This is a genomic window from Mesorhizobium sophorae, assembly GCF_002270415.1.
In the GTDB taxonomy this organism is placed as follows: Bacteria; Pseudomonadota; Alphaproteobacteria; order Rhizobiales; family Rhizobiaceae; genus Mesorhizobium; species Mesorhizobium sophorae.
On record NZ_NNRI01000012.1, the window covers coordinates 47,497 to 58,885 of the forward strand.

Genomic DNA, 11,389 nt, shown 5'->3' on the forward strand with positions numbered 1-11,389 from the left:
CGCGGGCATCGTGTTCGGCCTTGGTGTCCCGTCGGGCTGGCGCTGGCGGGCTGACGTGACGTCCTGCTGAAATCCGTCCGAGGTTTAGGCTTGTCAGCAGCTTGTGACGAGCAGCCTGGCGCGGCTCATCAGTCTGGAACTATTTCGCAACGACGACGTTTGGTGAATAGCCAGAAATAGTGCCCAATCAGCGAGGACTTGATCATGAAGTTCCTGACCGGCATGGCCGCCGCCTTGATATCAGCGTTAGCGCTAACGAGCGCTGTTCCAGTTGATGCCGCACCAATTTTCGTTCCTCAGGCGCAAAGCGCGCAGCCCCACGTCATCCAAGTTCGGGGCGCCAGATGGCGCAACAATCATTGGGGAGGCGGCAATTATGGGCGATACAGAGGTGGCTACTATGGCCACCGCTACTATCGGCATGGATACGACGGCTACAATGACTTCTTCCCGGGAGGACTTGTCGCAGGAGCCCTGATCGGAAGCATGTTCAACAACGGCTACTACGGTGGCGGCTACTACGATGGCGGGTATCATCCCGACCCGTATTACGGCGGCGGCTATTACCGCCCGGTGTATTATCACAGGCACTACTACCATAGGAATTATTACCACCACAGGTACTATCACTACAGGTACTATCATCACAGGTACTATCATCCCCGGTACTACTATAACTATAGGCACTACTACCACCACAGGTATTACCATCGTAGGCACTACTACCGCTACTGAATGGCGCACGCTGCCCGCATCTAGCCCCCTGCCTCACGGGGGGGGCGGGCTTTTCGGTTCGCCTGTTGAGATACCGGAGTTCTTACGCTCCGCTTGGCACGATGTTCTCAGTCGAGCGCGCCCTGGCAGGCTGATGCTGAGGAAATCAGTGCCCCTAGCGTAGCGCCTCAGATGTTCCTCTCGATATGAGCCTCGATCGGATTTGGCGTCGATAGCTCAAATCTTTTAGCTGCCATGAATGTCAGCACGATAGCGGCAGCTATCGATGCAATCACGGTGGCGGTGCGGGCTAGACTTCTCACTATCTTCACTCAACAAAGCCTACCGCCTCTTCACGATCATCCACGGGCTCGTTCGGGCCGCACCCTCGCCCATGGCCTGTCCAGCCTGGATCGGGCTCGCCTTCGGGGTGGTTCCATGTGTTCGTCTCGACCTCGCCGGCGAGACGCTGGTCGACATGTTCAGGCCAGCCCAATTCATACTCGTCATCCTCTCGGCCGTCATGGGGCTCGTCGAGCACGTCGCCGCCATGCTCATTTTCGACTTCGCAATCGTCACGGCCTGGGGATGTCGCCCGATCGCCTGCCCGGTGCGCTTGGGAGTTGTTTCCGTAGCGCTGGACCGTGAGTTCTCCCGATCGTCCTCATGGGCTTTCCCGCGACGATGGGTGACGTTCTGCTGCCCCAAGCATGGGCTCCCTCGCTGTCCGGCTCATGGTCGCTGTTGTCCTGGTCCAGATGATCGAGGCAGCCGAGCGACGGCTCGTCGTCTGCCGTTTCCTCCAGATCGCAATGGGACTCCATGAGATCCAGCGCGGTGATCAGCGACATTGCGCGGTCCAGGTGGTCATTGAGACGCTTCTGGACAGACTGTTGGCGCGCTGCGGCGAGCTGTGGCCTCCGATCGAGCGCATCCGCGCCCTTGCCGGTCTCGATCTCGGCGAACTCGCCGACGATCGCGATGCCCGCGGCTTCGGCAAAGCGGGCTTCTCCAAGCCTCGCTGTCAGGCGGCTTTAATGCCCCTCGTCAATCCCGCGACCTTCTTGATGTGCGTTACCGCCGCGTCGCCGCCAGCGGTCTTTGTGAAAAGATCGAGTGTCTCGTCGCCGTCATCACCGACCGGCATGAGCGCCTGATCCATGTAATCCTTTGATGCAGAATTTCGCGAGATCGCACGTGCCGCTACCATAAGACGCACAATTGTGTTGGCGAGGACGGCGTGTTTCCGAAGAGTTTCCCATACGAATCGAGGCCAGAAGTACCAAGGGTTTTCGCGGGGCATGCCGGGGCGCCGCTCCGACGGCCGCTTGAGGCGCAGAAGACCAGTCTGCAACGGATGCACCTTCTCAAGAGGCACTACGGTTGAGAACGTCACGAGGAGCTTGACCAGACTGCCGAGTGGAACGCCAGTCGCGACCGCACGGCGCAACAGCGTACGCATATGCTTGGGCGTGTAGTAGAGCGACCATGCTTCCTGGTAGATGCTCTCCCATTCCTGGCTGGTCATTCTCGGATGTGCTGTGCAGACATGCTCAAGGTCGTAGACGTTGAGATCGGAGTCCATCTCGACCCGCTTCCTCCAAAGGCCCTGGTGGTCCTCCGACCCCGGCAGCGGCGTCAGGTTAAAAAACTCTATTATGTCGAGAGGGAGCTCTTCCTGTATGATCGCGATATCGCGTCTGATCGTCTCGGGCGTGTCCGACGGAAAGCCGAGAATATAGCCCGCCAAAGTCATGATGCCCTGTGCCTTCCAGGCGAGTAGCATCTTACGGTATTCGGTAATCTTGTTCTGCCGCTTTTTGGCCGCAGCGAGATTGTCCGGATTGACGTTCTCCAAGCCAATGAAGACGCGCGTAACACCAGCTCGTTTCGCCTTCTCCACGAAGTTCTCGATCTTGTGGCACAGCGTGTCCACCTGGATCATGAGGCCGAGAGGGATGCCGTCCTTCTCACGCAACGAGATAAGGCGGTCGAAAATCGCTTCCCATTCCCTGTTGCGCGCGAAATTGTCGTCAGTGATGAAGAACTTGTGGACCCCGTGCGTCCAGTTCATCCGCACCAGCTTCTCCACGTCATCTGCGGATCGGAAGCGTGATTTTCGACCTTGCACATTGATGATGGTGCAGAACGAGCATTGATAGGGGCAGCCGCGACCCGCATCGAAACTCGTGCTGAGGCCCATAGTGTGTTCGACGTACTGTTTAGGAAGGAACGGTACCGGCGAGCCCTCAATGCCGGGCATGTCCTTCAGGAAATCGTATAGCGGCGCGAGCTGGCCTGATGCAGCGTCGCGCAGTACCGCTTCGAATCTGCCTTCGGCCTCGCCTGCAAACATGGAAATGCCCATTTCTCGACAAGCGTCGAGTTCGACCGCGCTCCCGTCCAGCATGGCCAGGCATCCAGAGACATGGAAGCCACCCATCGCGACGGCCATTTTCGCGTCGCGGAAGGGTCGAGCAATATCGAGCGCGCGGGGATACTGATTGGACTGGACGCCAATCAGAGCGATCATTCCGAAATTGTCGTGCTGCCGGAGCTTCGCCAACAGCGCTGGAATATCGACCCGCGTGTTGGTCTCGTCGATCGCCATGATGTCGATGGCTACGTCTGAACCGAGGATTTCGCGATCCGCACAATCGGTAGCGATGCCATAGACAGCGGCGAGCGAATTCGACGGGATCATCGCTCGCCACCAGCGAATAACGTATCCGTCGTCGTCGTAGTGCGATGGCTTTATCAGGATGAGCTGGAAGCGTCGGCCCCCAGCTTTTGGAGAAGCGGACAAAACACGCACCCCTCGTATCAAAAGCCAAAGATAGCACGCAGGACTACGCCTGTCGCCCTGCGGGGTCATAATTAAAGTGACGGGCGAAGGTTGAGGAAGGGCCGGTAGGCCCTTCCTCAATGGCTCGAAGGTCGGTCGTTACTTTCATAATCCGCTGACGATTACCGACTTCGCCAGCCGTTATCCGATCGCCTGCGAGGCGCTCTTGACCACCAAGGAAGCCTATGCCTTCACCAAAATCCCTGTTTTTTTTCCTGTACTTCAGGGAACCGAGACCAGAGACGGGTTCGCTTGAGACTGCCAACACAGCCAAACAATTTGCCAAGTTAAATTGGCTCGTTACCCAGGCCCGAGGCGATCGGCGCTCGCCTCCTCGGTCACCGGCCTTGGGGTAGGTGGACGCTCAAGCGGGGTTAGCTCTTGCCAATCGCGTCGCTTTGGCCGCAATCTCGGCTCGAAGAGCCGCTCATCGGATGTCGGCGTGATGGGGATTTTGCCATGACCCGAGATCAGATGCTCGCCCACCTCCGATCCGCAGACGCGGTCGCGCGCGAGGCGGCGGTGCATGGGCATCATCCGTTCGGTTGCGTGCTGGTCGGGCCGGACGATCACGTGCTGATGCGGCAGGGCAATCTCGACACGGTGCGCCATGCCGAGACCGAGCTCGCCCGGCGCGCCGCGGCGACCTACGAGCCGGAGTTCCTGTGGCAATGCACGCTGGTCTCGACCGGTGAGCCTTGCGCGATGTGCACCGGAACGCTCTACTGGGCAAATATCGGCCGGCTGGTCTACGGCTTCGAGGAGAGTAAGCTTCTGGCGCTCACCGGGAATCATGCGGACAACCCGACTATGAGCCTCTCATCGCGCACCGTACTCGACTCCGGCCAGAAAAAGATCGAGGTCTTTGGCCCCTTCCCCGAGATCGCGGACGAGCTGATCGCACCACACCGCGATTTCTGGAAGCGCTGACGCGGTGTCCAGCCCTCCGCCGGGGCGCTCTGTAAGCGCGCTCTGACCAAAGCGCTCGGAGAACTCGGGGGCTTAATGGATCGCTTTAACCTCGGCAGCTACCGCCGCCCCATCTCCACCCACTCGGCGGAAACCCAGCGCTGGTTCGATATCGGCCTGAACTGGTGCTACGGCTTCAACCATGAGGAAGGCATCAAGTGTTTTGAGAAGGCACTCGCAACGGACCCTGATTGCCCGATGGTGCATTGGGGCATCGCCTATGCCGCCGGGCCTTTCTACAATCTGACCTGGAGGGAGCATGGCGAGGCCGAGGCCGACAGCGCGACGAAGCGCTGCTTCGAGCATGTTCAACTCGCACACGCCAATGCGGCTTCCGCCAGCGAGGTCGAAAGGCGATTGATCGAGGCGCTGGCCTGCCGCTTCCAAAAACCGCATCGGGTGACGCCGCCGGAATTCGAGCAGTGGGATGACGCCTACGCCGCCGCGATGCGGCTGGTGTATCAAAGCTTTCCTGACGACCATGACGTGATGGCGCTGCTGGTCGAGGCGCTGATGATGCGTACGGTGCGGCGGTTGTGGAACCTCAAGACCGGTGCGCCGGCGCCGAACTCCGACGTGATCGAGGCGCTCGCGGTTTGCGAGCGGTCGATCCGGCTTGCCGACGAGGCCGGCATTTCACAGCATCCGGCGATCGTCCATCTGCACATCCATCTCCTGGAAATGTCGACCATGCCGGAACGCGGCATGCGATCGGCGGACCTGCTCGGCGAAATGTGCCCCGATGCCGGGCACATGAACCACATGCCGGGTCACATCTATGTGCTGTGCGGCGCGTACGAGAAGGCCAAGCTCGCCAGCGAGAAGGCCGTTCGCGCCAACGACCTCTATCTCGCCTATGCGGACGAGCCGACCTACTACCTGCTCGGCTGCTGCCACGACCTGCATCTGATGATGTTCACCTGCATGTTGCTCGGCCAGTCCAGACCGGCCCTGTGGGCCGCCGACAGAGTGCGCAGCCTGGTGACGCGCGACGTGGTCAGCCTTCCCGACCGGCCAAAACTCACGCAGACGGTGGAAGGCTACCACGCCATGAAATCGCATGTTGAGGCGCGCTTCGGCCGCTGGCGGGAGATCATCGACGAACCGGTGACCCGGGAGCCCGGCCTCTATGTGCTGACGGCGGCCATGCAGCACTACGCCAAGGGTGTGGCGCACGCGACGCTGAGGAGCTTTGACGAGGCGGAATGCGAGCGCGAAAAATTCCACCGGCATCTGGAAGGCATTCCCGCCGAACGGCGCTTCCTCAGCAACCCGACCCGCGCCTCGCTGGCTGTCGGCGCGGCTCTCCTCGATGGCGAGCTTGCCTATCACCAGGGCCGGCATGACGATGCATACGGCCATCTGCGGCAAGCGGTCGAGCTTGACGACAATCTGTCCTACACCGAGCCGTGGGCGTGGATGCACCCGCCGCGCCATGCGCTGGCGGCGCTGCTTCTCGACCAGGGCCACGCCGAGGAAGCCGAACAGGTCTATCGCGACGATCTGGGTCTGAGCAGCAAGGTGCAGCGCTGCGCCCAGCACCCGAACAATGTCTGGGCACTGCACGGGCTGGTGGAATGCCTGAAGCGGCACGACGAGACCGAAGAACTGCCGGCGCTGCAGGCAAGCCTTGCCACGGCGCTGGCCAAGGCAGACGTGCCGATCACCTCGTCCTGCCTCTGCAGGACGAGCGTACGGTCAGCGCCCAGCTGCTGTCACTGAGCCCCGAAGCTACCCCAGCCACTTCTCATAGTCGGACACCAGCAGGTGCACCGGGGGGACGTCCTCGTCGATGTTGGAGAAACGGCCGATCTGCTCGCGGAACACATTGTCGGTGAGATCGTCATTTACGGTCGACACCTCGCCGATCAGCACATCCTTGCCCTCGGCCCAGAAGGCGTGCCAGACGCCGGGCAGCAGCGTGACGCTCTGGCCCGGGTCGAGCTTCAGGAGCCCGCCCGCAGGCAGCCTGTGGATGGTTCCATCGACAGGCACCGACACCTCGGCCTTGGGATCGATACCCCCGTCGCGATCGTGCATGAACAGTTCCAGCACCAGCTTGCCACCGCCGCGGTTGATGATGTCCTCGGCCTTGATGTTGTGGCGGTGCATCGGCGACAGCTGGTCCTTGCGCGAGATCATGATCTTCTCGGCATAGAGCATGCCCATGCCCTTCTTCATGTCTTCGTAGCGGCCGTTGCGAACCGTGAACAGGAACAGACCGAGTTCATCAAACTTCTCCTGCCCATAGTCGGTGATGTCCCAGCCAAGCCGTGAGGTGAAAACGGCCGAGGAATCGACCTGGCGCGCCTTTGCCTCCTGCGGCGACCAATAGGCGAAGGGCGGCATGATGTAGCCGAACGAGCGGATGAAAGCGTCGGCGTCGCGGATGATGTCGTTGATGGCGGAGCGTTTCATGATCATGGTCCTTCGTGTCGATTTTTCCGACAAATCGCATAGCGGAACGCCGATCCGGTGTCGATCCATCTTGCCGCCCTGCCCGTCCTTGCGGCGTAAGCGCATGGACCACAGATCAGCTGCGCTGGCCGCGTGACATCATGCGCTTTCGGGGTCATAAACCCTGCGGATTTCCATGGGATGACAGACGATGCCGACCATCCACGACCTCGATACGCCATCGATCCTGATCGACGCCGCACGCGCCGAAGCCAACATTGCCCGCGCCCAGGCCCATGCCGACAAGAACGGGCTGAAGCTTAGGCCGCATATCAAGACGCACAAATTGCCCTATTGGGCGAAGAAGCAGGTCGCGGCCGGCGCCGTCGGCATCACCTGCCAGAAGATCGGCGAGGCAGAGGTGATGGCCGACGCTGGCCTGACTGATATTTTTCTCCCCTACAACATCCTCGGGCGGGCCAAGCTGGAACGGCTTCTGGCACTGCATGGCCGTGTCACCTTGTCGGTGACGGCTGATAGCTTGGACACGATCGAGGGGCTGGCGGCCACCTTCACCGATGCCGGCCATCCTCTGCCGGTGCTGGTCGAGTTCGACACCGGCATGGGCCGCTGCGGCGTGCAGACGGCGGATGAAGCCGTTGCGCTGGCAAGACAGATCGACAAGGCCGGCGGCCTTGCCTTCGGCGGGCTGATGACCTACCCAGCCGCTGGCCGCGCGGCGGAGGCCGAAGCGTGGCTTGCCGACGTCAGGCAGGCCTTGGCCGGTTCGGGCCTCGCCTGTGACCGCATCTCCAGCGGCGGCACGCCGGATATGTGGCGCTCCAACGAGGCATCGGTCGTCACCGAGTATCGCCCCGGCACCTACATCTATCTCGACCGCTACCAGGTCGCCAAAGGCGTCGGCACTCTCGACGATTGCGCGCTGACGGTGCTGTCGACGGTGGTCAGCCATCCGACAGCAACGCGCGCTATCCTCGATGCCGGCAGCAAGGCACTGTCCAGCGACACGCTGGGGCTCGCCGATTTCGGCGAACTGCTCGGTGTTTCGGGAGTGCGGGTGACCGGCTTGAGCGAGGAGCACGGCACCGTCACGATTTCAGACCATGCCAAGCTGCGCATCGGCGAACGCGTCCGGGTCGTGCCCGATCATTGCTGCGTCGTCACCAACCTGTTCAACGAGGTCAATCTGATCGACGGCGACAAGGTGCTGGAGACACTGCCGGTGGCAGCGCGCGGACGGATGGGATGAGGCGAACCGCCACGCGAGCGAACACAGGCGGCGTACAGCAAATCTTTTGAGCGCTGGCGGGACAGCACCCCCCTCTGGCCTGCCGGCCATCTCCCCCGCAAGGAGGGAGATTGGCAATTCGGCCGCTGCGGCTCTTTTTCAACGCGGGCTATTGGCGAAAGCAGAAGTGACGTCCGATGTCCCCGGTCCAAACACCCCCTTGCGGGGGAGATGGCCGGCAGGCCAGATGGGAAGGAACTCAACGAAGCGGGATTGATGCCGATCAGCCTGGCTGCCGCTCAGCCTGTCGTGCCGCCACACGCCGCATGGCAATTACCCGGCGGCGGCGAATTTCCGTGCGCATCGCCATCAGGTGCAGCGCGAAGAACAGCACCGTGAAGCCGACGGCCATCACCAACAGCGGCCACAGCAGGCTGGGGTCGATGGTCGGCCCGCCGAGCCTGAACACCGAAGCCGGCTGGTGCAGCGTGTTCCACCAGTCGACCGAGAATTTGATGATCGGGATGTTGATGAAGCCGACCAGGGTGATGATGGCGGCGGCCCAGGCGGCGCGTCCGGCATCGTCGAGCGCGCGGGTCAGCGCGATGATGCCGAGATACATCAGGAACAGCACGAAGACCGAGGTCAGCCGCGCATCCCAGACCCACCAGGTGCCCCACATCGGCTTGCCCCAGATCGAGCCGGTGATCAGCGCCAGCGCCGTAAAGACCGCGCCTATGGGGGCCGCTGATTTCAGCGCCACATCGGCCAGCGGATGCCGCCAGACCAGAGTGCCAAGTGCGGAGAACGCCATCAGCGTGTAGCACATCATGGCGAGCCAGGCGAAAGGCACGTGGATGTACATGATGCGAACGGTAATGCCTTGCTGGAAATCCTCAGGCGCGGCGAAACTCATATAGAGCCCGACGGCAAGGACCAGTGCGGCGATGGACGCCAGCCATGGCACGACCCTGTCTGCCAGCCCGACAAAGCGCGTCGGGTTGGCAAGATCCATCCAGCCGGTCAGGCGTGAAGTCGTGTCGCTCATGCGGCTCTACATAGACCGCTCGTGCGCTTGGGGCAATCGAGCGGTGGTGTCGCAGGCTGCCTCCCTTGCATGGAGGTCACAGCGAAGCAGCGGAGGAGGCCCACCCGGACCTTCGGTCCGACCTCCCCACAAGGGGGAGGTAAAGAACGAAATCAGGCGGCGGCTTCCTGCTGTTGCTGCACGGTGCGGCTGAGGCGGCGAACCTCCTCGTCGTTGAGCAGGCCGCCGGCGCGCAGCAGGCTGGCAAAGCGGCCATTGCGCATCGACAGTTCGGCGAAGCCACCCATCTCGACCACCCTGCCCTTGTCCATGAACACGACCAGATCGGCGTCGCGAACGGTGGTCAGGCGGTGGGCGATGATGAAGGTGGTGCGGTCGCGCCGCAATTCGTCGATCGCTTCCTTGACCCGATCCTCTGTCTCGACGTCGAGGGCGCTGGTCGCCTCGTCGAGCACCAGGATAGGGGCATCCTTCAGCACAGCGCGGGCAATGGCGATGCGCTGGCGCTCGCCACCCGACAGCTGGCCGCCACGTTCGCCAACCAGCGTGTCATAGCCATTGCTCTTGGACAGGATGAAGTCCTGCGCGGCAGCCGCGGTGGCGGCTGCATGGACCTCGTCATTGGTCGCGTCAGCCCGGCCGACGCGGATGTTGTCCTCGATCGAGCGGTTGAGCAGGCCCGCATCCTGAAACACGGTGGCGATCGAATGACGCAGCGACTTGCGGGTCACGCTCCGGGTGTCGATGCCGTCGACCAGGATACGGCCATGGGACGGCGAGAAGACGCGCTGCAGCAGATTGATGAGCGTGGTCTTGCCGGCGCCCGTCGGGCCGACGATGGCGACCGTCTGACCGGCCTGGACCTCGAACGACACGTCGTCGATGCCCTGGCCCGAATTGGCGAATTCGAAGCCGACATTCTCGAAGCGGACATGGCCGGTGACGTTGGTGAGATCGCGCAAGCCATCCGGCTCGGCGGCGTCGGCCGCGGAATCCTCGAGGTGGTAGAAGTCCTCGAGCTTGGCACGGGCCTCCGAAATCTGGTTGGCGAAAGCCGACATCTGGTCGAGCCTGGCGATCAGCAGCGTGGCAAAGCCGGTGAAGGCGATGACGTCGCCGATACGCAGCTGGCCATGGGTGACTAGATAGGCGCCGATCAACAGCACGACCATCATCGAAATCGTCGACGACAGACGGTGCAGCGCATTGGCCATCGCCCACCAGTCGAGCACCGGGTTCTGCGCGTCGAGCAGGTTCTTGACATAGCGGCGCAGCGTGTCCGCCTCGTGGCCGAGGCGGTTGTAGCTCTGCAGCACGGCGACGTTGGAGACCGAGTCGGTCACATGCGCGAAAACCTTGTGGTAATGGCGCTCAACCGCAGCCTGACCTTCCTTGGTCCGCTTCATCACCAGCCGGCCGATGCCGACATAGAGCACGCCGAGCGCCAACAGCACCATCGACATGCGCAGGTCCATGCTGATCGCGGTCGGGATCAGCAGGAACAGCGCGACTGCCGTCGACAGGTGCTGACGCATGAATTCAAGCCACAGGCTGAACAGCGTCTCGACCGCGCGCAACAGGGTGTGCAGAGCATTGGAGGTGCCGCGCTGGTGATGCCAGGCAAGCGGCATCGTGATCACGCGCTCGAACGACTGGCAAAGCACCTCGCTGCGCCGCTTGTGGGCAAAGCGATCGGCACCGCGCGCCACCAGGACGAAGGCCACGATGTTGAAGGCGCCGAGACCCGCCCACAGGGCAAGCGTGGCAAACACCGAACCGCGTTCGGAAATCGCATCGATCACTCGTCCGAACATGATCGGCTCGAGAATAGCGATGATCGCGAGAGCGACGTTGGCCGAACAGATCAACGCGACGCGTTTCCTGTCTGCGGCCAGATAACCGAGCGCTCGCCAGTAGATTTGCAGAAGGGTCACCCCAGTTACTCCGCCATGCTGTTTATTGTGCACTGCATCATTTGACTCGTATCGGTTGATACGTCGCAAAACAATGGCCGTGTACCTCTTCAGTTCCAAATTCGCGAACAAAAGATGGCGACGTTCCGAAATCTGCCGTGATCACCTAACGGTTTGAGAAGACAGGTAAAATGTCAGGCATGCGGCGAAATCATGGCAGCTGGCACGTGCTGCCACAAATTTAATCAACAACG

The 11,389-nt window shown here is 61.7% G+C and carries 10 protein-coding genes; 4 read left to right on the forward strand and 6 right to left on the reverse strand.

Features of this window, described 5'->3' with window-relative positions; all coding sequences use genetic code 11:
* The first annotated feature begins 204 nt into the window (after window positions 1-204).
* The gene (locus CGZ66_RS39185; protein WP_143748781.1) at window positions 205-735 is read left to right on the forward strand and encodes a BA14K family protein; all 531 of its coding nucleotides are present in this window, start codon (window positions 205-207) and stop codon (window positions 733-735) included.
* 307 nt (window positions 736-1,042) lie between these two features.
* Here the strand turns inward: CGZ66_RS39185 and CGZ66_RS17490 are convergent, their stop codons facing one another.
* The 3 genes from CGZ66_RS17490 to CGZ66_RS17505 all read right to left on the reverse strand — a co-directional run bounded on the left by CGZ66_RS17490 (window position 1,043) and on the right by CGZ66_RS17505 (window position 3,520).
* Entirely contained in the window at window positions 1,043-1,255 is a 213-nt protein-coding gene (locus tag CGZ66_RS17490; protein ID WP_143748782.1) for a hypothetical protein, read from the reverse strand.
* A 34-nt stretch (window positions 1,256-1,289) separates the two neighbouring features.
* On the reverse strand, window positions 1,290-1,565 hold the full coding sequence (locus CGZ66_RS17495) for a hypothetical protein (protein WP_095085812.1): 276 nt from the start codon (window positions 1,563-1,565) through the stop codon (window positions 1,290-1,292).
* Window positions 1,566-1,738: 173 nt separating this feature from the next.
* On the reverse strand, window positions 1,739-3,520 hold the full coding sequence (locus tag CGZ66_RS17505) for a B12-binding domain-containing radical SAM protein (RefSeq protein WP_245331134.1): 1,782 nt from the start codon (window positions 3,518-3,520) through the stop codon (window positions 1,739-1,741).
* A gap of 498 nt (window positions 3,521-4,018) precedes the next feature.
* Between CGZ66_RS17505 and CGZ66_RS17510 the strand changes: the two genes are divergently transcribed.
* Both CGZ66_RS17510 and CGZ66_RS17515 read left to right on the forward strand, forming a co-directional pair.
* Complete coding sequence (locus CGZ66_RS17510) at window positions 4,019-4,489, forward strand: nucleoside deaminase (RefSeq protein ID WP_095085817.1); 471 nt, start codon at window positions 4,019-4,021, stop codon at window positions 4,487-4,489.
* 75 nt (window positions 4,490-4,564) lie between these two features.
* Window positions 4,565-6,250 carry a tetratricopeptide repeat protein gene (locus tag CGZ66_RS17515; protein ID WP_095085819.1) on the forward strand — a complete coding sequence of 562 codons (1,686 nt, stop codon included), beginning with the start codon at window positions 4,565-4,567 and terminating at the stop codon, window positions 6,248-6,250.
* A 9-nt stretch (window positions 6,251-6,259) separates the two neighbouring features.
* Here the strand turns inward: CGZ66_RS17515 and CGZ66_RS17520 are convergent, their stop codons facing one another.
* Window positions 6,260-6,946, reverse strand: a complete 687-nt coding sequence (locus tag CGZ66_RS17520) for a D-lyxose/D-mannose family sugar isomerase (RefSeq protein WP_095086666.1) — start codon at window positions 6,944-6,946, stop codon at window positions 6,260-6,262.
* 190 nt (window positions 6,947-7,136) lie between these two features.
* Between CGZ66_RS17520 and CGZ66_RS17525 the strand changes: the two genes are divergently transcribed.
* Window positions 7,137-8,195 (forward strand): D-TA family PLP-dependent enzyme, encoded by a 1,059-nt coding sequence (locus CGZ66_RS17525; protein WP_095085822.1) that lies wholly within the window; start codon window positions 7,137-7,139, stop codon window positions 8,193-8,195.
* 262 nt (window positions 8,196-8,457) lie between these two features.
* Here the strand turns inward: CGZ66_RS17525 and CGZ66_RS17535 are convergent, their stop codons facing one another.
* Both CGZ66_RS17535 and CGZ66_RS17540 read right to left on the reverse strand, forming a co-directional pair.
* Entirely contained in the window at window positions 8,458-9,222 is a 765-nt protein-coding gene (locus CGZ66_RS17535) for a heme ABC transporter permease (protein WP_095085824.1), read from the reverse strand.
* 152 nt (window positions 9,223-9,374) lie between these two features.
* On the reverse strand, window positions 9,375-11,156 hold the full coding sequence (locus CGZ66_RS17540) for a glucan ABC transporter ATP-binding protein/ permease (protein WP_095085827.1): 1,782 nt from the start codon (window positions 11,154-11,156) through the stop codon (window positions 9,375-9,377).
* Between the last annotated feature and the right edge of the window lie 233 nt (window positions 11,157-11,389).

Excerpts from the sequence above, each read along its gene's own strand:
- CGZ66_RS17535 (WP_095085824.1), bottom strand. The coding sequence starts at position 9,222 with ATGAGCGACACGACTTCACGCCTGACCGGCTGGATGGATCTTGCCAAC.
- CGZ66_RS17510 (WP_095085817.1), top strand. The coding sequence starts at position 4,019 with ATGACCCGAGATCAGATGCTCGCCCACCTCCGATCCGCAGACGCGGTC.
- CGZ66_RS17495 (WP_095085812.1), bottom strand. The coding sequence starts at position 1,565 with ATGTCGCTGATCACCGCGCTGGATCTCATGGAGTCCCATTGCGATCTG.
- CGZ66_RS39185 (WP_143748781.1), top strand. The coding sequence starts at position 205 with ATGAAGTTCCTGACCGGCATGGCCGCCGCCTTGATATCAGCGTTAGCG.
- CGZ66_RS17515 (WP_095085819.1), top strand. The coding sequence starts at position 4,565 with ATGGATCGCTTTAACCTCGGCAGCTACCGCCGCCCCATCTCCACCCAC.
- CGZ66_RS17525 (WP_095085822.1), top strand. The coding sequence starts at position 7,137 with ATGCCGACCATCCACGACCTCGATACGCCATCGATCCTGATCGACGCC.
- CGZ66_RS17520 (WP_095086666.1), bottom strand. The coding sequence starts at position 6,946 with ATGAAACGCTCCGCCATCAACGACATCATCCGCGACGCCGACGCTTTC.